General features: G+C 68.8%; 21 protein-coding genes and 1 pseudogene. 15 read left to right on the top strand and 7 right to left on the bottom strand.

The genetic code is table 11. The features are described from left to right. Positions 1–38: 38 nt before the first annotated feature. The 3 genes from KCG34_RS19110 to KCG34_RS19100 are packed head-to-tail and all read right to left on the bottom strand — an operon-like array spanning position 39 to position 4695. Complete coding sequence (locus KCG34_RS19110; RefSeq protein ID WP_211937200.1) at positions 39–1094, bottom strand: 2-oxoacid:ferredoxin oxidoreductase subunit beta; 1056 nt, start codon at positions 1092–1094, stop codon at positions 39–41. Continuing rightward, positions 1091–2923 carry a 2-oxoacid:acceptor oxidoreductase subunit alpha gene (locus KCG34_RS19105; protein WP_211937199.1) on the bottom strand — a complete coding sequence of 611 codons (1833 nt, stop codon included), beginning with the start codon at positions 2921–2923 and terminating at the stop codon, positions 1091–1093. The genes KCG34_RS19110 and KCG34_RS19105 overlap by 4 nt, the downstream gene beginning before the upstream one ends. After that, positions 2908–4695 (bottom strand): FAD-dependent oxidoreductase, encoded by a 1788-nt coding sequence (locus KCG34_RS19100; protein WP_211937198.1) that lies wholly within the window; start codon positions 4693–4695, stop codon positions 2908–2910. The genes KCG34_RS19105 and KCG34_RS19100 overlap by 16 nt, the downstream gene beginning before the upstream one ends. 333 nt (positions 4696–5028) lie before the next feature. Here KCG34_RS19100 and KCG34_RS19095 point away from each other — a divergent pair, with 333 nt between their 5' ends. Beyond that, positions 5029–5217 carry a hypothetical protein gene (locus KCG34_RS19095; RefSeq protein WP_211937197.1) on the top strand — a complete coding sequence of 63 codons (189 nt, stop codon included), beginning with the start codon at positions 5029–5031 and terminating at the stop codon, positions 5215–5217. Between the two features lie 40 nt (positions 5218–5257). On the opposite strand, the pseudogene KCG34_RS19090 reads toward KCG34_RS19095, so the two are convergent. Beyond that, a pseudogene (locus KCG34_RS19090) lies at positions 5258–5808 on the bottom strand (nucleotidyltransferase family protein). Between the two features lie 29 nt (positions 5809–5837). Further along, complete coding sequence (gene thiD / locus KCG34_RS19085; protein WP_211940895.1) at positions 5838–6644, bottom strand: bifunctional hydroxymethylpyrimidine kinase/phosphomethylpyrimidine kinase; 807 nt, start codon at positions 6642–6644, stop codon at positions 5838–5840. A 114-nt stretch (positions 6645–6758) separates the two neighbouring features. On the opposite strand from thiD, the gene KCG34_RS19080 reads away from it, so the two are divergent. Next, positions 6759–7502 carry a YebC/PmpR family DNA-binding transcriptional regulator gene (locus tag KCG34_RS19080; protein WP_211937196.1) on the top strand — a complete coding sequence of 248 codons (744 nt, stop codon included), beginning with the start codon at positions 6759–6761 and terminating at the stop codon, positions 7500–7502. A 21-nt stretch (positions 7503–7523) separates the two neighbouring features. Here the strand turns inward: KCG34_RS19080 and KCG34_RS19075 are convergent, their stop codons facing one another. After that, positions 7524–7733 carry a hypothetical protein gene (locus KCG34_RS19075; RefSeq protein WP_211937195.1) on the bottom strand — a complete coding sequence of 70 codons (210 nt, stop codon included), beginning with the start codon at positions 7731–7733 and terminating at the stop codon, positions 7524–7526. A gap of 288 nt (positions 7734–8021) precedes the next feature. Here KCG34_RS19075 and ruvC point away from each other — a divergent pair, with 288 nt between their 5' ends. The 13 genes from ruvC (at position 8022) to folP (ending at position 19773) form a co-directional block, all read left to right on the top strand. Next, positions 8022–8525 (top strand): crossover junction endodeoxyribonuclease RuvC, encoded by a 504-nt coding sequence (gene ruvC / locus KCG34_RS19070; RefSeq protein ID WP_211937194.1) that lies wholly within the window; start codon positions 8022–8024, stop codon positions 8523–8525. Continuing rightward, positions 8522–9133: a Holliday junction branch migration protein RuvA gene (gene ruvA, locus KCG34_RS19065; RefSeq protein WP_211937193.1), complete on the top strand. Its 612-nt coding sequence runs from the start codon at positions 8522–8524 to the stop codon at positions 9131–9133. Before ruvC ends, ruvA begins: the two co-directional genes overlap by 4 nt. Further along, complete coding sequence (gene ruvB / locus KCG34_RS19060) at positions 9130–10158, top strand: Holliday junction branch migration DNA helicase RuvB (RefSeq protein ID WP_211937192.1); 1029 nt, start codon at positions 9130–9132, stop codon at positions 10156–10158. The genes ruvA and ruvB overlap by 4 nt, the downstream gene beginning before the upstream one ends. 2 nt (positions 10159–10160) lie before the next feature. Beyond that, positions 10161–10601 (top strand): tol-pal system-associated acyl-CoA thioesterase, encoded by a 441-nt coding sequence (gene ybgC / locus KCG34_RS19055; RefSeq protein ID WP_305825977.1) that lies wholly within the window; start codon positions 10161–10163, stop codon positions 10599–10601. A gap of 68 nt (positions 10602–10669) precedes the next feature. Then, positions 10670–11374: a protein TolQ gene (tolQ, locus tag KCG34_RS19050; protein WP_211937191.1), complete on the top strand. Its 705-nt coding sequence runs from the start codon at positions 10670–10672 to the stop codon at positions 11372–11374. 6 nt (positions 11375–11380) lie between these two features. Then, positions 11381–11887, top strand: coding sequence for an ExbD/TolR family protein (locus tag KCG34_RS19045; protein ID WP_211937190.1), 507 nt, complete (start codon positions 11381–11383; stop codon positions 11885–11887). Beyond that, complete coding sequence (gene tolA / locus KCG34_RS19040; RefSeq protein ID WP_211937189.1) at positions 11887–12711, top strand: cell envelope integrity protein TolA; 825 nt, start codon at positions 11887–11889, stop codon at positions 12709–12711. Before KCG34_RS19045 ends, tolA begins: the two co-directional genes overlap by 1 nt. A 26-nt stretch (positions 12712–12737) precedes the next feature. Further along, complete coding sequence (gene tolB, locus KCG34_RS19035) at positions 12738–14051, top strand: Tol-Pal system beta propeller repeat protein TolB (RefSeq protein WP_376788225.1); 1314 nt, start codon at positions 12738–12740, stop codon at positions 14049–14051. 125 nt (positions 14052–14176) lie between these two features. Beyond that, positions 14177–14734: a peptidoglycan-associated lipoprotein Pal gene (gene pal / locus KCG34_RS19030; RefSeq protein WP_211937187.1), complete on the top strand. Its 558-nt coding sequence runs from the start codon at positions 14177–14179 to the stop codon at positions 14732–14734. 96 nt (positions 14735–14830) lie between these two features. Beyond that, positions 14831–15721, top strand: coding sequence for a tol-pal system protein YbgF (gene ybgF, locus KCG34_RS19025; protein ID WP_211937186.1), 891 nt, complete (start codon positions 14831–14833; stop codon positions 15719–15721). 12 nt (positions 15722–15733) lie between these two features. Further along, on the top strand, positions 15734–17035 hold the full coding sequence (gene tilS / locus KCG34_RS19020) for a tRNA lysidine(34) synthetase TilS (protein ID WP_249138082.1): 1302 nt from the start codon (positions 15734–15736) through the stop codon (positions 17033–17035). A gap of 54 nt (positions 17036–17089) precedes the next feature. Next, positions 17090–18967 (top strand): ATP-dependent zinc metalloprotease FtsH, encoded by a 1878-nt coding sequence (gene ftsH / locus KCG34_RS19015; protein WP_211937185.1) that lies wholly within the window; start codon positions 17090–17092, stop codon positions 18965–18967. Between the two features lie 20 nt (positions 18968–18987). After that, positions 18988–19773: a dihydropteroate synthase gene (gene folP, locus KCG34_RS19010; protein WP_211937184.1), complete on the top strand. Its 786-nt coding sequence runs from the start codon at positions 18988–18990 to the stop codon at positions 19771–19773. A 3-nt stretch (positions 19774–19776) separates the two neighbouring features. Here the strand turns inward: folP and KCG34_RS19005 are convergent, their stop codons facing one another. Further along, on the bottom strand, positions 19777–21474 hold the full coding sequence (locus tag KCG34_RS19005) for a DUF885 domain-containing protein (protein ID WP_249138081.1): 1698 nt from the start codon (positions 21472–21474) through the stop codon (positions 19777–19779). Positions 21475–21534 lie beyond the last annotated feature (60 nt).

Raw genomic sequence — 21534 nt, 5'->3', positions numbered from 1 at the left:
CCCTGGGTCCCCGCCTTCGCAGGGATGAGCGGGGTAAGCTAACGCAGCGCCGCGTTCACCGCCGCCAGCGCACCCGCCCCCGGCACCAGCTCCGCGTCCGTCAGCGCGTTCAACGGCTTGTCCACCGTATCCAACGCGTCGTGCATGTCCTCGGCCGCGGGATCGACGAACAGCAGGCCGGTGACGATCTCGCCCAGGGCCTGGCGCTGTTGCAGGTAGGTGATGGCGCCGACGCGGTCGCTGGGGTCGTAGTGGGCGCCCAGCTTGTGCAGGGCCAGGACCGAGCCGTCGTGCTGGGTGACCAGCTGGGTGGTGCCCGGCTCATGGTCGATGTGGATCGGCTCGCGGGCGCTGATCACGTCCAGCCGGTTCACCGCCTCGTTGTGCTCGCGCACATAGTCGAAGCTCTTGGTCGAGCCGGCGTGGTTGTTGAACTGCACGCAGGGGCTGACGCAGTCGATGAAGGCCGCGCCGCGGTGGCTCAGCGCAGCCTTGATCAGCGGGACCAGCTGGGCCTTGTCGCCGGAGAAGCTGCGGGCGACGAAGGTCGCGCCCAGCTGCAGGGCCACGCTGACCAGGTCGATGGCCGAGTCGTGGTTGACCACCCCCTTCTTGCTCTTCGAGCCCTTGTCCGAGGTGGCCGAGAACTGGCCCTTGGTCAGGCCATAGACCCCGTTGTTCTCGACGATGTAGGTCATGTTGACCCCGCGCCGGATCGAGTGGGCGAACTGGCCGAAGCCGATCGAGGCGCTGTCGCCGTCGCCGGAGACGCCCAGATAGATCAGCTCGCGATTGGCCAGGTTGGCGCCGGTCAAGACCGAAGGCATGCGCCCGTGCACACTGTTGAAGCCGTGGCTCTGGCCCAGGAAATAGTCTGGCGTCTTGGACGAGCAGCCGATGCCCGACAGCTTGGCGATGCGGTGCGGCGGCAGGGCCAGCTCGTAGCAGGCCTGGATCACCGCGGCGCTGATGGAGTCGTGGCCGCAGCCGGCGCAGAGGGTCGAGACCGAGCCCTCGTAGTCGCGGCGGGTGAAGCCCAGGTCGTTGGCCGCCAGGCCCGGATGGTGCAGGCGCGGCTTGAGGATATAGGTCATTCGGCGGCCTCCGTGACCCGGGCGCGCTGGCCCAGGCGGTCGCCGATGGTGGCGGCGATGAAGCGCGCGGTGATCGGCGCGCCGTCATAGTGCAGGATAGGCACCAGCTTGGCCGGGTCCACGTTCCCCTCGTTCATCAAGAGGGTGCGCAGCTGGGCGTCGCGGTTCTGCTCGACCACGAACACCGTGTCGTGCTCGCCGATGAAGTCGAACACCTCGTCGCAGAAGGGAAAGCCGCGGACGCGCAGGCCATTCAGGTCGCGGCCCTGGGCGCGCAGCACCTCCAGCGCCTCGTGCATGGCCTGGGTGGTCGAGCCGAAATATATCACCCCCTGTTTGGTCGCCCGTGGCGCGGGGCGGCGCAGGGGATGGGGCACGAGGGCCTTGGCGGTGTCGAACTTGCGCAGCAGCCGGTCGACGTTCGCCTGATAGACCTGCCCCTCCTCGCTGTAGCGGGCATAGGGGTTGCGCGAGGTGCCGCGGGTGAAATAGGCGCCGCGGGTCGGATGCTCGCCGGGCAGGGTGCGATAGGGAATGCCGTCGCCATCGACATCGAGATAGCGGCCGAACTCCTTGCCCGCCTCCAGGTCCTCGAAGGTCATCACCTTGCCGCGGTCGAGCGTCCTGGCGTCGTCCCAGGCGAAGGGCTTGGTCAGCCAGTCGTTCATGCCGATGTCGAGATCGAGCATGACGAAGACGGTGGTCTGCAGCCGGTCGGCCAGATCGAAGGCCTGGGCCCCCATCTCGAAGCACTCGCCCGGGTCCTCGGGGAACAAGAGCACGTGCTTGGTGTCGCCGTGCGAGGCGTAGGCGGCCGAGAGGATGTCGGCCTGCTGGGTCCGGGTCGGCATGCCGGTGGACGGGCCGCCGCGCTGCACGTCGAAGATCACCGCCGGTATCTCGGCGAAATAGGACAGGCCCACGAACTCCTGCATCAGCGAGACGCCGGGGCCGGAGGTGCAGGTGAAGGCCCGCGCCCCGTTCCAGCCCGCCCCGATGACCACGCCGATCGAGGCGATCTCGTCCTCGGCCTGCACGATGGCGAAGCGGGCCTTGCCGGTCTCCGGGTCCATGCGGAACTGGTGGCAATAGTCGGTGAAGGCCTCGGCCAGGGAGGTCGAGGGCGTGATCGGATACCAGGCGCAGACACTGGCTCCGCCATAGACGGCGCCCAGCCCCGCAGCGGTGTTGCCGTCGACATAGATGCGATCGCCCACCGTGTCGGCGCGCCGCACCTTCAGGCCCACGGGCTCGAGATGGGCCAGCACCCAGTCGCGGCCGAGGTTCATGGCCTCGATATTGGCCGCCACCAGCTTGGGTTTGGACGCGAACTGCTCGGCCAGGAGAGCTTCGATGACCTGGGGCTCGATTTCCAGCAGGGCCGAAAGGGCGCCGACATAGATGATGTTCTTCATCAGCTGGCGCTGGCGCGCGTCGGTATAGGCCGCATTGCAGATCTCGGTCAGCGGCACGCCGACGACTGTGATGTCGGCCCTGAACTTGGACGGCGGCAGGACCTTGGTCGAGTCGTAGAACAGATACCCGCCAGGCTCGATCTCGGCCACGTCCTTGTCCCAGGTCTGCGGGTTCATGGCCACGGCCATGTCCACCCCGCCGCGGCGGCCCATGTGTCCCGCTTCGGACACGCGCACCTCGAACCAGGTCGGCAGGCCCTGGATGTTGGAGGGGAAGATGTTGCGGGCGGCCACCGGCACGCCCATGCGCAGGATCGCTTTGGCGAACAGGCTGTTGGCGCTGGCCGAGCCGGAGCCGTTCACATTGGCGAACTTGACCACAAAGTCGTTCGTACGGATCAGCGGCTTGGGCATGAGGACCCCGCGTGCGTCATTTCCAGGGTGAACCTCTGCATATCCCATGCCCCAGTGGGGCAGCGCTCGGCGCAAAGGCCGCAGTGCAGGCAGACGTCCTCGTCCTTGACCATCACCCGGCCGGTCTTTAGCGGCCAGGAGACATAGAGGTCCTGATCCAGGTTCAGGGCCGGCGCCTTCAGGCGCTCCCTGAGCTCATCTTCAGGGCCGTTGTCGGTGAAGGTGATGCAGTCCATCGGGCAGATGTCGACGCACGCGTCGCACTCGATGCACAGGGGCTCTGCGAACACCGTCTGCACGTCGCAGTTCAGGCAGCGCTGGGCTTCCTTGTAGCCGAGGCCCTTGTCGAAGCCGAGCTCGACCTCCAGCCGAACGTCCTTCAGCGCCTGGGCTTTGTCCCTTAAGGGGACGCGGAAGCGCTCGTCGTTCGAGATGTCGTTGTCGTAGCTCCACTCGTGGATGCCCATCTTCTGGCTGGCCAGGGTGACCCCCGGCGCGGGGCGCTGGCTTGCGTCCAGGCCCTGGCAGTAGCGGTCGATGGAGATGGCCGCCTCGTGACCGTGGGCCACGGCCCAGATGATGTTCTTGGGGCCAAAGGCCGCGTCGCCCCCGAAGAACACGTTCGGCAGGGACGAGCCCATGGTGACGGGATCGACCTTGGGCATGTCCCACTCGCCGAACTCAAGGCCGATGTCGCGCTCGATCCAGGGGAAGGCGTTTTCCTGGCCGACCGCCACCAGCACATCGTCGCATTCGAAATGCTGGTCCGGCTCTCCCGCGGGGACCAGCCGGCGGCGCCCCTTGGCGTCGTATTCGGCGCGGACCTTTTCGAACACGACGCCGGTCAGGCGGCCATTGTCGTGGGTGAAGGCCTTGGGGGTCAGGAAGTTGAGGATCGGGATGTCCTCGTGCATCGCGTCCTCCTTCTCCCAGGGGGACGCCTTCATCTCCTCGAAGCCCGAGCGGACGATCACCTTGACGTCGGTCCCGCCGAGGCGGCGCGAGGTGCGGCAGCAGTCCATGGCGGTGTTGCCGCCGCCGAGCACGATCACCCGCTGGCCGATCTTCTCGATATGACCGAACGAGACGTTGGACAGCCAGTCGATGCCGATATGGATGTTGGCCGCCGCCTCCCGGCGGCCCGGCAGGTCGAGGTCGCGGCCGCGCGGGGCGCCGGAGCCAACGAATACGGCGTCATAGCCCTGGGCCAATAGCGCCTTCAGGCTGTCGATGCGTTCGCCCAGGCGCAGCTCCATGCCCAGGCGCGTGACATATCCGACTTCTTCGTCGATCACCTCTTCCGGCAGGCGAAAGCGCGGGATCTGGCTGCGGATCATGCCGCCCGACTTGGCCTCGCCGTCGAACAGGGTCAGCTCATAGCCCAAGGAGGCCAGATCACGCGCGACGGTCAGGCTGGCCGGGCCGGCGCCAATCAGGGCGATGCGCTTGCCGTTCGTGGTGGAAACCGGCGTCGGCAGGCGCCCGTTCAGCTCGCCCTTGTTGTCGGCGGCGACGCGCTTGAGCCGGCAGATGGCCACCGGCTCGTCCTCGACTCGCCCGCGCCGGCAGGCCGGTTCGCACGGGCGGTCGCAGGTGCGTCCGAGAATCCCCGGGAACACGTTGGACTTCCAGTTGACCATGTAGGCGTCGGCGTAACGGCCGGCGGCGATGAGCCGGATGTATTCGGGGACAGGCGTGTGGGCCGGACAGGCCCACTGGCAATCGACGACTTTATGAAAGTAATCGGCCCCATCGGTCTGGGTACGCTGCAATGTCTTTCCTCTCGCGACGCTCTACTCTCGCGAAAGAGGGGACGCATCCAACGCTGGAGGCTTCCGACCCTTCCCCGACGCGGCGTTATCGCAAGCGAGCCTAAACCCACCCCGCCGGGCGCGCCAACCTCATTTCTGAAGCTTGATCAGGAATCCGCCCGGAAACGGTGAAGCCAGTGACCTGGGTCACCGGCCAGCTCTGCAGCGGGCTACCGGTCAACAACGCGTGAAGCCGCCCAGATCACGCCACAATTCACTTCCCAATCGCGTGATCCCGGGCACAGTCGCACGAATTAAGCATTCGTTCATTTTTACACCGAGGGACCTTGCGACATGGACCTGCCCATCGATCCCGACCTCACGCCGATTCCTGACGCCGGCCCGGCGCCTCTGGATATTGATGAAGCGATCGAATGCCTGACCCAGACCGTTGTGGTCGACACCACGATCTACACACAGATCGCCCAGCGGCGTTCGCAACTGGAAGACGCCGAAACCCTGCGCCGCGCGCGGGCGCTTTAGGATCGACAGTCCTTTCGGGCGCTTGGCTCGGCCTGACGCCCTAAAGCGGCGGCCCCTCGACCGCGACCTCGGGCCAGCGCGCGATCACGCCGCGGGTGACCCTGGCCCAGCTGGAGGCGAGGCCGCGGCGCGGGTTGGGCCTCAGCCGCAGGGCGAACACTCGTCCAGGCCGAAGGGGGCGGCGATGTCGAGCCGCCCGTCCGCCTCCAAGCGCACCCCCACGGCGTAGGCCGGGGAGACGAACCGCTCCAGCGCCTCGTCGGTGCAGGCTAGCGGCGCATAGGGTTCGCCGAACCTGGCCTCGAACCACAGGTGCACACGCGCTTGGTTCCTCACCTCGACCTTGTCCGACAGATCCGGCGGACAGGCCGCGGCCGCCCGGCGGATGTGCGCGTCCTCGCCCTCGTAGCTGACATCGGCAGCGTCGAAATAGACTAGGTCGTAGTCTTTGATCCCGTAGTCCGGCGCGCGCCCGGTCAGGGCGTTCCAGGCCGTCTGATAGACCGCCCCCGAAACCAGCCGCCAGTCGGGCAGGGCGAGATCCCGGGCGATGGTCAGGACCCGCATCAGCGTAGGGCTTGCGGCCAGCATCTCGGCCAGGCGCTCGGCCTGGAGATCGCTCAAACCCGGCCCCTCAGCGGCCAGCCAAGATCCAGCGGCCCGGCGCCGCCGCCGAAGCCGGGGGCCTGGCGGATGGCCTCGCCGACATAGGCCCAGGCCCGCGCCACTGCAGCCTCCAGGGACATGCCCTGGGCCAGGCCGGTAGCGCAGGCCGATGCAAGGGCGCAGCCGGTGCCGTGGGTGTGGCGCGTCTCGAGCCGGGGGCCGGCGAAGCTGGTCTCGCCGTCAGGAGTGATCAGGAGGTCGGTGACCGTCGCTCCGGCTACATGGCCGCCCTTCATCAGCACCGCCCTGGCGCCGCGTTTCAGCAGCGCCTCGCCCGCCCGGCGCTGGCCGTCCAGGTCCTCGACTTTGAGCCCGGTCAGGGCCTCGGCTTCCGGCGCGTTCGGGGTCAGAAGTGCCGCGCGGGGGACCATCAGGGCCTCGAACGCCTTGATCGCGCCTGGCTTCAAAAGCGCCGCCCCGCTCTTGGCCAGCATCACCGGGTCGATCACCGCCGGGACCCCGGCCTCGTCGATCAGCGCGGCCACAGCCTCGACGATCTTCCTGCCGCCCAGCATTCCGGTCTTGATCGCGTCGGCGCCGATGTCGGCCAGAACCGCGCGGGCCTGCAGTTCGACCATCTCGGGCTCGATCCGCTGGATCGCCGAGACGCCCAGGCTGTTCTGCGCGGTGATCGCGGTGATCGCCGTCGCCGCATAGCCGCCCAGCGCGGTGATGGTCTTTATATCGCCCTGGATCCCCGCCCCGCCGCCGGAATCCGATCCGGCGATGACGAGGACGCGGCCTGGAGATGAGGGGGTCATGCCCAGGCGATAGCGCGGCCCGGCCGTGAAGGAAAGCCGCCCGCTATGGCCTTTCGGCGCCCGAGGCGCTAGAAGCCCCGCCACTTTCGTTTCAGACCACGACCTAAGGTCCCCATGGCCGGCCACTCAAAATTCAAGAACATTCAGTTCCGCAAGGGCGCCCAGGACAAGAAGCGCTCCAAGCTGTTCTCCAAGCTCTCGCGCGACATCACCCTGGCCGCCAAGCAGGGCCTGCCCGACCCCGCCGCCAACGCCCGCCTGCGCCTGGCGATCAACAACGCCAGGGCCGAATCCATGCCGCGCGACAACATCGAGCGCGCGATCAAGAAGGCGGCCGGCGGCGAGACCGACAACTACGAAGAGATCCGCTACGAAGGTTTCGGCCCCGGCGGCATCGGGGTGATTGTCGAGGTGCTGTCCGACAATCGCAACCGCGCCGCCGCCCAGGTGCGCTCGCTGTTCTCCAAGAACGGCGGCAATCTCGGCGAAACCGGCTCGGTCTCGTTCATGTTCGAGCGCCTGGGCCAGATCGTCTATCCCGCCGAGGCCGGCTCGGAGGACGCGATCATGGAGGCCGCCATCGAGGCCGGCGCCCAGGACGTGGAGTCCGACGAAGAAGGCCACACCATCTTCACCGCCTTCGAGGACCTGAACGCGGTGATCGAGGCCCTCGAAGCCGGCCTGGGCGCCGCCAAGTCCACCGCCATCGTCTGGCGGCCCAAGACCTTGACGCCGGTGTCCTCGGACGACGCGACCACCCTGTTCAAGCTGATCGACGCCCTGGACGACGAAGACGACGTCCAGACCGTCTACACCAACGCCGACTTCACCGACGAGCAGCTGGCCAGCTGGGGGTAAGCCCCCGGCCGCCCGCGGGGTTCAGAGCTCGCGCGCCTCGCTCCTCGAGATCATCTGATCGAAGTCGAGTATGTTCTGCTTCAGCTTGGCGATGGCGCCGACGCTGACGTCCAGGTCGTTGGAGTGCAGGCGCAGGGCGCCGCTCTCGAACCGACCCAACTGGTCGATGAGCAGGTCGCGCAGATACCGCCACCGCGTTCTGATTTCTTCCGGGGTTTCCATGGGCCGCATGATAGGGGCCCCAGCCCGCGCACGCCATGCCCGCCAGCGATATCGGAACAAACAGGGATCATTTGTGACCCTCACGTCACAGGCAGGCGCCCGCTCCCCAAATGGCAGGCCCTTAAAAGTTAACGTAGAATCCCACCTTCCGTACGCGTTAACCTGTCGTTAACCATAATTTTTCAGGCCCTGTTCACACTTTGTTTTAACCTTTTGATAACCACGTTCTTTAAGGGCTGGTTAACCGAAAAATCCGCCTTTGCCAGGAGGCCGTCTCCGGGCGATGGTTGGGAACACATGACGAACGCGATTCGCATCCTTGGCCTGGACCCCGGGCTGCGCCGCACCGGCTGGGGCGTGGTGTCGGTGGAGGGCTCGCGCCTCACCCACATCGCCCACGGGGTGATCGCGCCTAAGGACACCCTGTCCCTCGCCGAGCGGCTGGTCTGGCTGTTCCGTGAGGTCTCCGCCATCGTCGAAACCCATCACCCGCACGAGGCCGCGATCGAAGAGACCTTCGCCACCGCCAACGGCGCTTCGACCCTGAAGCTCGGCCACGCCCGCGCCGCGGCCATGATCGCCCCCGCCCAGGCCGGCATCCCGGTGGCGGAATACGCCGCCAAGGTGGTCAAGAAGGCGGTGGTCGGCACGGGTGGCGCCGACAAGGACCAGGTCGCCTTCATGATCGCCCGCCTCCTGCCCGGCGCCGGCGGCCCGACGGCCGACGCCGCCGACGCCCTGGCCGTCGCCATCGCCCACGCCCATGCCCGCCGAGCGCGCCGCATCGGAGCCGCCGCATGATCGGACGCCTTACGGGCCTGGTGGCCGAGATTGGCGAGGAAGAGGCGCTGATCGACGTCGGCGGGGTGGGCTATGTGGTCCGCTGCGGCTCGAAGACCCTGTCGCGCCTGCCGCCGCCGGGGGGCGAGGCCCTGGTGCACGTGGAGCATCACTGGGCCGAGGCCACCGGCCCACGCCTCTATGGCTTTCTGACCCGCGAGGAGCGTCGCGCCTTCGTCATCCTGCAGAGCATCCAGGGCGTCGGGCCCAAGGCGGCGCTGGGGGTGCTGGACGTGCTCACGCCGGGCGAACTGGCCGGCGCCGTCGCCCGCGAGGACAAGGCCGCGGTGGGCCGCGCGCAGGGCGTAGGGCCGAAGCTGGCCCTGCGCATCATCACCGAGCTGAAGGACAAGCCGATCAGCGACAGCCCCGTCATGGGCGTCCCGGCGCTGGCAGCCAGGGCCGCCGCCCAGCCCACCGCCTCGGGCGAGGCGGTCGCGGCCCTGATGGGCCTGGGCGTGGCCGAGGCCCAGGCGCGGAGGCATGTGGAGCAGGCCCAGGACCGCCTGGGCGAGGGCGCCGATGAGCGGGCCCTGATCAAGGCCGCCCTGCAGGAGCTCGGCCGGTGACCCGCATTCTCTCCGGCGAGCCGCAGGAGGCCGAAGGCCACGACCGCGCCATGCGGCCCCAGACCTTCGCCGAGTTCGTCGGCCAGGAGCCGATCAAGGCCAATCTGAAGATCTTCATCGAGGCCGCGCGTGGCCGCGGCGAGGCCCTGGACCACGTGCTGCTGTTTGGGCCGCCCGGCCTCGGCAAGACCACCCTGGCCCAGATCGTCGCCCGCGAGCTTGGCGTGAACTTCCGCGCCACCAGCGGCCCGGTGCTGGCCAAGGCCGGCGACCTCGCCGCCATCCTGACCAATCTCGAACGCAACGACGTCCTGTTCATCGACGAGATCCACCGCCTGGCCTCGACCGTGGAGGAGATCCTCTATCCGGCCATGGAGGACCACGTCCTCGACCTGATCATCGGCGAGGGCCCCTCGGCGCGGTCGATCCGCATCGACCTGGAGCCCTTCACCCTGGTCGCGGCCACGACCCGCGCGGGCCTTCTGGCTACGCCTTTGCGCGACCGCTTCGGCATTCCGCTGCGGCTGGAATTCTATACGCCCGAGGAACTGCAGCGGGTCCTGAACCACGCCTCGCGCAAGATGGGGGCCGAACTGACGCCCGAAGGCGCGGCCGAGATCGCCGCCCGCTCGCGCGGCACGCCCCGCGTCGCCGGGCGCCTCTTGCGCCGGGTGCGCGACTTCTCCGAGGCGGAGGGGGCCAAGGCCATCGACCGTTCCAGCGCCTCGCGCGCCCTGGCCCGGCTCGAGGTGGACGAGGCGGGGCTGGACAGCCTCGACCGCCGCTACCTGCGCTGCCTGATCGAGCACTATGGCGGCGGACCCGCCGGGGTCGAGACCCTGGCCTACGCCATCGCCGAGGCGCGCGACGCGGTCGAGGACGTGATCGAGCCCTATCTGATGCAGCAGGGCTTCATCCAGCGCACCCCCCGCGGCCGCATCGCCGCTGCGAGAGCCTACACCCACATCGGCCTCATCCCGCCCCCGGCGCCCAAGGGGCAGGCGGGGCTGTTCGACGGGGAGTGATCATGACCGCCCCTACCGCCGGGATCTTCGAAGGCCGGGAACACGTGCTGCCGGTCCGCGTCTATTACGAGGACACCGACTTCACGGGGGTGGTCTATCACGCCAACTATGTCCGCTATTTCGAGCGCGGCCGCTCAGACTTCCTGCGCGTGGCCGGCGTCAGCCATACCGACCTCCTGGAGCGCGACGATCCCGCCGCCTTCGTGGTCACGCGCCTGGCCATCGACTTTCGCCAGCCGGCGCGGATCGATGACGCGCTCGAGGTCCGCACCACCTATGACACCGTCAAGGGTCCCCGCCTGATGATCAGCCAGAAGATCCTGCGGGCCGAGACCCTGATCGCTCAGGCCGCGGTCGAGGCCGCCTGCATCAGCCTCAGCGGTCGCCCGCGCAAGCCGCCGGCGGGTCTGGTCGAAGCCATTTCTCCCTGGCTTGCAAAATAGCCGCCTTAGTTTCACCACCTCGGCCGGGCATCGCCCGCACAGGCCTTAAGTTCGGAGCCCTCAAGCCTATGGATGCGGTCCAGAGCACCCTGAGCAGCGACAACTTCTCGATCATTTCGGTGTTCATGCGCGCCGACTGGGTGGTCAAGGGCGTGATGGTCGGCCTGGTCCTTGCCTCGCTGTGGTCCTGGACCGTGATCATCGACAAGTGGTTCCGCTTCTCGGCCCTGAACAAGGAAGCCGACCAGTTCGAGGACAAGGTCGGCTCCGGCCGGCCGCTGGACGACATCGCCGCCGAGGCCGGCGAGAACCCCGCCGGCGCCATGCCGCGCATCCTGCAGCTGGCCATGCGCACCTGGCGCGAGAGCCGCCGCGCGGCCATGGACGAAAGCCAGGTCGCGTTCCTGATGCAGCGTATCGACCGCGGCATGGATATCATCGTCGCCCGCGAGAGCGCCCGGGTCGAGGCGGGGTTGAGCTCCCTGGCCATCGTCGCCACCGCCTCGCCGTTCATCGGCCTGTTCGGCACCGTCTGGGGCATCATGCACGCCTTCCAGTCGATCGCCGCCCAGAAGAACACCAGCCTGGCCGTGGTGGCCCCCTCGATCGCCGAGGCTCTGTTCGCCACCGCCGTGGGCCTGGCCGCGGCCATCCCGGCCTACATCTTCTACAACAAGTTCTCCGCCGACGCCGGCAAGTTCGCCGACCGGCTGGGCGGCTTCGCCGACGAACTGGCGGCGGCGATCGCCAAGCGCCTGTCCGAGCGGGGCTGATCCGGCATGGCCCTTTCGCTCGACTCCTCCGACGCCCGGCGCGGCCGGCGCAGGGGCAGAGGCCGCGGCCGCCGCGCCCTGGCCGAGATCAACGTCACGCCCCTGGTGGACGTGATGTTGGTGCTGCTGATCATCTTCATGGTCTCCGCCCCCCTGCTCACCGCCGGGGTGCCGGTGGAGCTGCCCAAGACCGAGGCCAATCCGCTCAGCAATCCCAACGAGCCCCTGACCGTGACCATCCGCGCCGACGGGATCCTGTTCCTGCAGGCCACCGAAGTGCCCTTCGCCGACCTCGCCCCGCGCATGAGGGCCCTGGCCGACAGCGGGACGCAAAAGCCGGTCTATGTGCGGGCCGACGGCAAGGCCCCCTACGCCATCGTCGCCCAGGTGATGGCCAGCCTCTCGGCCTCGGGCTTCACCTCGATCGGCCTCATGACCGACACCGGCGGGCCATCCTCCGGCCTTGAAAAGGTCGCCCCCTTGCCGGGCAACGAGGGCTACGGAGCCCACTGATGACGCGCGAGCGCTCCTCGCAGCTTCCGGCGGCGGCCGGCTCGGTCCTGCTCCACGCAGCGGTGCTGGCGTTCGGCCTGCTCGCCCTGCCCTGGCTGAGCCACCCCTTGAAGATGGGCGACGTGGTGCCGGTGACCCTGATCACCTCGGAAGAGCAAGGCGCGCTGAAGAACGCCGCTCAGTCGCCGGACGTCTCGCCGGCTCAGACGCCCGAGCCCACGCCGCAGGCCCCGGCCCAGACTGCCGCGCCCGAACCGGCGCCCGTGCCCCAGCCGGCGCCGCCGCAGCCCAAGCCTCCGCCGGCCAAGCCGGTCCCGGCGCCGCCCAAGCCAGCGCCCTCGCCGCAGAAGCCCCAGCCGGCCAAGGAAGAGAAGAGCCTGGACCTCGACGCCCTGGCCAAGAGCCTGGCCCCCGCCGCCAAGCGCGCGGCCGGCGCCCAGAAGTCCTCGGCCGCCAAGGGCCCGCCCAAACCCGCCACCGCCGTCCAGGCCCAGGCCACCGCCGGCGCCAGCGACGTGGCCTCCACAGGAGCCCTCGCCTCGATGGCCGCCGAGCTGCAACGGATCTGGAACCCTAATTGCGACGTTTCAGGCGGGGCCGACGCCAATATCAAGGTCAGCTTCCGCCTGGCCCCCAATGGCGGCGTGCTCGGTGACGTGCAGTCTTCCGGCGACGGCGCCAGCGATCCGGTGATGCGTGCGGCCTCTGACCGCGCCAAGAGCGCCGTCGGCCAGGCGGCGCCGTTCCAGAACCTGCCGCACCAGCTCTATGGCCCCAGGATCACGGTGAACTTCAATGCTAGACAAGCCTGCGGTCAAAGATGAGTCGAGGTGACCTGATCATGCGGCCAATGCTTCTCATCCGCCTGTTGCTCGCAGCCCTCTGCCTGGCCGGGCTAGCGACCGCGCCCGCCCGCGCCGACATCACCGTCGACGTCAACCAGGCCGCGGTGCAGCCCCTGCCGATCGCCATCCCCAGCTTCAGCGGGTCGGCGCCCTATGGCGACGACATCGCCAAGGTGATCACGGCGAACCTGCAGCGCTCGGGCCTGTTCAAGCCGCTGGACCCGGCCACCTTCACCGACAACAGCCTGAACGTGAACCAGCCCCCGGCCTTCTCGGCCTGGAAGCAGATCAACGCCCAGGCCCTGATCATCGGCCGCACCAGCCTGGACGCGGACGGCCGCCTGCATGTGGATTTCGCCCTGTGGGACGTGTTTTCGCAGAAGCAGATCCCGCTCACCGCCGCCGGCGGCGGCATGACCCTGACCTCAACCCCCGACAACTGGCGGCGGGTGGCGCACAAGATCTCGGACCAGGTCTATGAGAAGCTGACCGGCGAGAAGGGCTATTTCGACAGCCGGGTGGTGTTCGTGGCCGAGAGCGGCCCGAAGGCTAAGCGGGTCCGGCGCCTGGCGATCATGGACCAGGATGGCGCCAATCCCAGCTATCTGACCGAGGGCGCGACCCAGGTCTTCACCCCGAGGTTCTCCGCGGCGACGCAGGAAATCACCTACATGTCGCTACGCGACGACGGGGCCTCGCTCTACCTGTTCAACATCGAGACCGGCCGCCAGGAGACCCTGGGCCGGTTCAAGGGCATGGTGTTCGCCCCCCGCTTCTCGCCCGACGGCAACCAGGTCGCCTTTTCCATCGAGGAGCGCGGCAACACCGACATCTTCGTCATGGACCTGCGCTCGCGGGCGCTGAAGCGCCTGACCGCCGATCCTTCGATCGACACCTCGCCCGCCTATTCGCCCGACGGCTCCAAGCTGGTGTTCAACTCCGACCGCGGCGGCAGCCCGCAGATCTATGTGATGAACGCCGACGGGTCCGGCCAGCATCGCATCTCCTTCGGCGAGGGCCGCTACACCACCCCGGTCTGGTCGCCCCGCGGCGACCTGATCGCCTTCACCAAGCAGACAGGGAACACCTTCCACATCGGGGTGATGCGGCCGGACGGCTCGGGCGAGCGCATCCTGACCACCGCCTATCTGGACGAGGGCCCGACCTGGGCCCCCAACGGCCGGGTGCTGATGTTCTTCCGCCAGCAGCCCGGTGGCTCGCCCCGCCTCTGGACCGTCGACGTCAGCGGCCGGGTGGAGCAGGCTGAGCCTTATCCGGGCGCCGCCGACGATCCGGCCTGGTCGCCGCTGTTAAATTGAACCGGATACCGCCCTCGCGCATATTGTTTCCAGCTTGTGAGGATTTTGCGGGCCGGTTCGTCCTATAGAAGCCACGTTTTGACCTGCAAAGGTTGGTCGAGATCCTACTGCCAAGGAGCACGCGCATGACTTTCGACGTTCGGCGGACCATCAGGCTGGCGCTGGTCGCCGGGGCGGCCATCTCCATCGCCGCATGCGCCTCCCATCCCAAGCCGGCGCCCGAGCCGCCGCCGGCCCCGCCCCCGGCTCCGGCCCCCGCGCCGCCGCCGCCCCCGCCGCCGGCCCCCGTGGCCCAGGCCCCGGTCGGCCCGGCCCCGGGCTCGATCCAGGACTTCGTGGTCAACGCCGGCGACCGGGTCTATTTCGACCTCGACCAGTACAACATCAGAGCCGACGCTGAGCCGGTGCTGACCGCCCAGGCGGGCTGGCTGACCAAGTATCCGCAGGTGAAGGTGCGCATCGAAGGCAATTGCGACGAGCGCGGCACCCGCGAATACAACTTCGCCCTGGGCGGCCGCCGGGCCAATGCGGTGCGCGACTTCCTGGTCGCCCACGGCGTCGCCGCCTCGCGCATCGAGACCGTCTCCTACGGCAAGGAACGGCCGGTGGATCCGGGCACGGGCGAGGACGCCTGGGCGCATAACCGCAACGGCCATACCGCGATCACCGCCGGCGCCCAGTAGGGCCGCCGGAGCTTCTGTACCCGGTTCAGATGACCCCTGGTTCACGCCAGGGGTCATCGCCGTATTTCGGACCCCGCCTCCAGGTCATATCGACTGATGCAGCCTCTTCTCCGCTCCGCCTGCGCCCTTGCCCTGTTCGGGCTTATGATCGGCTCGCCCGTCCACGCCCAGTCCGCGGGCGGCGGGGCGGCCGCAGCGCCGCAATTCGACCCCAACGAGCCGCCGAAGAAGCGCCTCGACCGGCTGGAGCGCGAGGTCAACGAGGTGCGCTCGATCGTCCTGCAGGCCAGGGCCACCGGCAAGCCGGTGGAGATCAAGGACGCCGGGCCCGACCCCGAGGTCGCCGCCCTGCAGACCAAGCTGGACGACCTGGAGACCACCCTGCGCGGCCTGACCGGCCAGGTGGAGGAGCTGGGCCACCGCGCCGACCAGGCCAGGCAGGACGCCGCCACCGCCCAGGCCGCCGCCGGGGCCCTGTCCGATCGAATGGACAAGCTGGAAAAGACCGTCGCCCTGCTCACCGCCCCGCCCCCGCCGCCTGCACCCCCGGCCAACGCGGCGGCGGTCCCGCCGGCGGCCACTGGCCCGGCGGCCGCCGTCGACGCCAAGTCGGCCTACGACCAGGCCCGGCAACTGATGCTCAGCGGCGACTATCCGGGCGCGGCGGCCGCGCTCCAGGCCTATCTGGACCGCTATGGCGACCAGCCCAGCGCCCCCACCGCCCGCTACTGGTTGGGCAAGGTCAAATATGCCGAGGGCGACTATGCCGGCGCCGCCGAGGCCTCGATCGCCTCGATCCGCGGCTGGCCCAAGACCGCCTGGGCCCCCGACGCGGTGATCGACATGTCCCAGGCCCTGATCAAGCTGAACAAGCCCGACGACGCCTGCGCCGCCCTGCACGAGCTGGAGCGCAAATACCCCAAGGCGCCGCCCGCCACCAAGTCCCGCGCCGCCGCCGTCCGCCAGCAGGCGCAGTGCGGGCGGTGAGGCGGTGGTGACTTGGAGCCGCCTGTTTCCAATCTGATCACTCCCGCCTTCGACCGGAAGCTCGCGCCGGACAGCCGCCGCCCCATCGCCGTCGCCTATTCCGGCGGCGGGGATTCCCTCGCCGCCCTGGTCGCGACCCTGGCCTGGGCGCGCAGGGCCGAGCGGCCGGTCATCGCCCTGCACGTTGACCACGGCCTCCAGGCCGACAGCAGCGCCTGGACGCGGCAGGCGGAGGCGACGGCGCGCCAGCTCGGCGCCGACTTCGCCGTCCTCGCCTGGACCGGCGAGAAGCCCCGACGTGGCCTCGCCGCCGCCGCCCGCCGCGCCCGCCACGCCCTGATCGCCGAAGCCGCCCGCGCCAGGGGCGCCGAGGTCGTGGTGTTCGGCCACACCGCCGACGACCGCCTGGAGGCCGAACTGATGCGCGCCGAGGGCTCCAGCCTCGGCTGGCTGCGCGAATGGAGCCCCTCGCCGGTCTGGCCCGAAGGCCGCGGCGTCTTCCTGCTGCGCCCCCTGCTCGGCCTGCGCCGGGCCGAGATCCGCGCGCGCCTGGAGCCCTTGGGCTTGGCCTGGATCGAGGACCCGGCCAATGTCGACCCGGCCTCGCCGCGGGCCCGCGCCCGCCTACGGCTGGGGAGCGAGACCCTGCCGCCCCTGCCGCAGGACCGGGACATTGAAGCCTTGGCCGTCCTCGCCGCTTCCGCGCGGGCAGACGACGCCGGCGGCCTCGCCTTCGATCGTGCGAGCCTCGTCGCTACGCCGCCCGACATCGCCCGCCGCCTGCTCTCCGCCGCCCTGGCCTCGGTCGGCGGCGGCGAGGCCCCGCCGCGGCGGGAGCGGCTGGAAGCCCTGGTCGCCCGCCTGGCCGGGACCCGCACCTGGATCACCACCCTCGCCGGCGTGCGGCTGGAAGCCGACCACGATATCCGTCTCGCGCGCGAAGCCGGCGCCTATCGCCGCCACGCCTTACCCGGCCTCCAGCTGGCGCCGGGCGAGACCGGCGTCTGGGACGGCCGCTTCGAAATCGAGAACCGCTCGGACGCCGCCGCCCAGGTCCTGCCCCTGGCCGGCCGCGCGGCGAGGCTTTGTAAAGACCAGCGCGATAGTCTAAGGGCGTGGCCCGCGGCTCTGCGCGGGGGCCTGCCGGCGATTGTCGGCGCTTCCGGCGAAGCCTGTTCACCGGTTCTGGGACCTTGCCGCGGCCTTTTGGCCCGAACGCTGGTCAAGACCCGGTTCTGGGGCGCCTGCGGCGTGATCTCGCAGGAATTTCGGAGCGAAGTTGCTGGCGCGGCGTTGACGCGCGTGGCGGAATGACGTGGGGCGTCCTATGTTTGGACGTCTGAAGACTGCCTATTGAGGGCGAGGTTGATGAATCTGCGTAATCTGGCGATCTGGGCCTTTATCATTATCGTGGCCGTGGCGCTGTTCGGCATCATGCAGACGACCGGAAAGCCCGCCAGCGAGGAAGTGACCTACTCGCAGTTGCTGCATCAGGTCGACGCCGGCCATGTGAAGCAGGCCACGATCAAGGGCGACCAGGTCGAGGCCGAAGTCGGCAACAGTCATACGATCACCGCGACCACGCCAGAAAACCAGGACGAGCTGGTCAAGAAGCTGGAAACGGCGCAGGCCGACATCAGGGTCAAGCCGATCGGCGGCAATCCCGTGGTCTCCATCCTGGTGCAGCTGCTGCCGATCCTGCTGATCGCCGGCGTGTGGATCTTCTTCATGCGCCAGATGCAGGGCGGGGCCCGCGGAGCCATGGGCTTCGGCAAGTCCAAGGCGCGCCTGCTGACCGAAAACAAGAACCGCGTCACCTTCGACGACGTCGCCGGGGTGGACGAGGCCAAGGAAGAGCTGTCGGAAATCGTCGACTTCCTGAAGGACCCCGGCAAGTTCCAGAAGCTGGGCGGCAAGATCCCCAAGGGCGCCCTGCTGGTCGGCCCTCCGGGCACCGGCAAGACCCTGCTGGCCCGCGCGGTCGCGGGCGAGGCGGGCGTGCCCTTCTTCACCATCTCCGGCTCGGACTTCGTGGAAATGTTCGTCGGCGTCGGCGCCAGCCGCGTGCGCGACATGTTCGAGCAGGCCAAGAAGAACGCCCCCTGCATCATCTTCATCGACGAAATCGACGCGGTGGGCCGTCACCGCGGCGCCGGCCTGGGCGGCGGCAATGACGAGCGCGAGCAGACCCTGAACCAGCTGCTGGTCGAGATGGACGGCTTCGAGGCCAACGAGGGCATTATCCTGGTGGCCGCGACCAACCGCCCCGACGTGCTGGATCCGGCCCTCCTGCGCCCCGGCCGCTTCGACCGCCAGGTGGTGGTGCCCAATCCCGACGTGACCGGCCGCGAGAAGATCATCCGCGTCCATATGCGCAACGTGCCCCTCGCCAGCGACGTCAATGTCCGCACCCTGGCCCGCGGCACCCCCGGCTTCTCGGGCGCCGACCTCGCCAACCTGGTCAACGAGGCGGCCCTGATGGCCGCCCGGCGCAACAAGCGCATGGTCTCGATGTACGACTTCGAGATGGCCAAGGACAAAGTCATGATGGGCGCCGAGCGCAAATCCATGGCCATGAGCGAGGAAGAGAAGAAGAACACCGCCTATCACGAGGGCGGCCACGCCCTGGTGGCCCTGACCGTCCCGGGCGCCGACCCGGTGCACAAGGCGACCATCATCCCCCGCGGGCGCGCGCTCGGCATGGTCATGCAGCTGCCGGAAGGCGACCGCTATTCCATGAACTACCAGCAGATGACCTCGCGCCTCGCGATCATGATGGCTGGCCGGGTGGCGGAGGAGCTGATCTTCGGCAAGGACAAGATCACCTCGGGCGCGTCCAGCGACATCCAGGCCGCGACCGGCCTGGCGCGTAACATGATCACCCGCTGGGGCTATTCCGACCTGCTGGGCACGGTTTCCTACGGCGACAACCAGGAAGAGGTGTTCCTGGGCCACTCTGTAGCGCGCACCCAGAACGTCTCCGAAGACACCGCCCAGAAGATCGACATGGAGGTTCGCCGCCTGGTGCAGATGGGCCTGGACGAGGCGCGCCGGATCCTGTCCGAGCGGCTCGACGACCTGCACACCCTGGCCAAGGCGCTCCTGGAATACGAGACCCTGAGCGGCGAGGAGATCGTCAACGTGATGAAGGGCATCAAGCCCGTGCGCGACGACGTGGAAGACCGCCGGCCCATCGGCCCCTCGGTCTCGGTGCCCCTGACCCACGCCGACCCCAAGCCGGCGTGATCTCCGGGCGCTGTTTGGTCATGGGGGTGGTCAACATCACCCCCGACAGCTTCTCCGACGGCGGTCGTTTCCTTGAGGAGCCGGCCGCCGTTTCGCATGCGCGCAGGCTGGTCGCCGAGGGCGCCGACCTGCTCGACATAGGCGGCGAATCCACCCGCCCCGGCGCGGCGCCCGTGTCCGAGGCCGAGGAGCTGGCTCGCGTTATCCCGGTGATCAGGGCGATCCGTGCCGAGAGCGCCATCCCGATCTCGGTCGACACCATGAAGCCGGCCGTGGCCCGCGCGGCCATCGAGGCCGGCGCGAACATCTGGAACGACGTCATGGCCCTCGGCGCGCCCAGCGCCCCGGAGACCGCAGCCGAGCTCGGCTGCGAGGTGATCCTGATGCACATGCTGGGCGATCCCCGGACCATGCAGGACGACCCGCGCTATGACGACGTGGTCGAGGACGTGGCCGCTCGGCTGATGCAGCGGGTCGAGGCCGCGGTCGCCGCCGGCGTCCGGCGCGAGGCCATCTGGCTCGATCCCGGTGTCGGCTTCGGCAAGAAGCTGGAGCACAACCTGGCCCTGATCGCTCATATGGACCGGCTGGTCGGCCTGGGCCACCGGGTGCTCTTGGGCGCCAGCCGCAAGAGCATGATCCGCAAGATAGACCCCGCCGGCGCCACCGCAGCAGACCGCCTGGGCGGCTCGCTGGCCGTGGTCCTGGCCGGCGCCCGGGCCGGCGTCGCCGCGGTGCGCGTGCATGACGTACGCGAGACGCGCCAGGCCCTGATGACCCAGGCGGCGATCGACGCGGCGCGCTGAAATCTATTCCTCGTCCGGATAGGGGCCTTTGCCGCCCTCGGCGATGAAGCGGTCGATGCGGGCGTCGATCACCGGCAGGGGCACCGAGCCCAGCTCCAGCACCGCATCGTGGAAGGCGCGGATGTTGAACTTCGGCCCAAGGGCCTTCTCGGCCTTGGCCCGCGCCTTTTCGATCTGCAGCTCACCCAGATAGTAGGACAGGGCCTGGCCGGGCCAGGAGATGTAGCGGTCGACCTCGGTGGTGATCTCGCGCTCGGAGAGGGCGGTGTTGTCGCGCAGGTAGCCTTGAGCCTGTTGGCGGCTCCAGCCCATGTGGTGCACGCCGGTGTCGACCACCAGGCGCGCCGCCCGCCACATCTGATAGCTCAGCATGCCGAAGCGGTCATAGGGCGTGGGGTACATGCCCATTTCGTCGCCCAGTTGCTCGCAATAGAGCGCCCAGCCCTCGCCATAGGCCGAGATGTAGCTGCGGCGTCGGAACTCCGGCTGGGCCTTGTTCTCCGCCGCCAACGGGATCTGGAAAGCGTGGCCGGGGGCGGACTCGTGCAGGGTCAGCGCCCTAAGCGCATAGAGCGGACGTGAAGGCAGGTCATAGGTGTTGACCAGATAGACCCCCGGCCCGCCACGGCCGGCGGTGTAGTAGGGGGCGATCTCGGGCGCCACGGGCGTGATGGCGAACCGGGAGCGCGGCAGGTGGCCGAACCAGGTCCCCGCCTTGCCATCGAACTCCTTGGCGATGAAGGCGGCGTCTTTCAAAAGCTCGTCCGGCGTCTGGGCGTAGAACCGCTTGTCGGTGCGCAGAAAGGTCAGGAAGGCCGGGAAATCACCGGAAAATCCGGAGTCCTTCATCGCCTGCAGCATCTCGGTATGGATGCGCGCCACTTCCGACAGGCCGATCTGGTGGATCTGGTCCGGGGTCAGGTCGACCGTGGCGAATTCGAGGATCTTGGACTGGTAATAGGCCTTGCCGTCCGGCATGGCCTCGGCCGCCAGGCTCTCCTGCGCATGGGGCAGGTAGTCCTCGCGCATGAATTTCAGCAGCGCCTGGTGCGCCGGGATCACCTTCTCGGCGATCGTCTTGATCGCCTCGGCCCGCAGCGCCGCCTGCTCGGCCGCCGGGATCGCCGCCGGCATGTCGACGAACGGCTTGTAGAAGGTGGTGTCCTTCGGGTCCTTGGCCTCGGCTACCGCGGCGATGGTGGCGTCGCGGCCCTGCAGAGTGACCTTGGGCGGGGTGAAGCCGCGGGCGAGGCCGGCGCGCATATTGTCGGTCTCGTCGGCGAAATACCGCGGGACCTCGTTCAGCTGGGTCAGGAAGTTCTTGTAGTCGGCTTCCGTCTTGAAGGTCTCGCGGCTCTCGCCGGCGAGGTCGCCCCAGAAGTAGCTGTCGGAATTGAGCGGCTTCTCCCACTCGCGGAATTTCTGGGCGTTCAGCAGCGAGACGATCTGGGCGCGATAGACGGCGTAGTCGACCTGGGCGCCTTTGGAGAGTTCGGCGGGCTTGATCCGGTCCAGCTCGCCCAGGGTCTTGGTCCAGTAGGCCAGCCGCAGGCCCTGCGCCTTGGCGCTGACGTCCGGCAGGTGCGCCTCGATCGGCCCGCCGGTATCGTCGTCATCGACCAAAAGCTGCGCCTTCCGCCAGGCCCATTCGCGCGAATAGATCGCCTTGAACTGAGCATCGGCTGTCGGATGCGCCGCCATGGCCGAACCCTCGGCGAGCGACAGCGCCGCCGCCGCGACGAAAGACAACCAGACCCTGCG

The sequence above is a fragment of the Phenylobacterium montanum genome, assembly GCF_018135625.1.
Lineage (GTDB): Bacteria > Pseudomonadota > Alphaproteobacteria > Caulobacterales > Caulobacteraceae > Poindextera > Poindextera montana.
The sequence above is the reverse complement of the archived record's forward strand: the minus strand, read 5'-3'. Positions and strand labels throughout refer to the sequence as shown.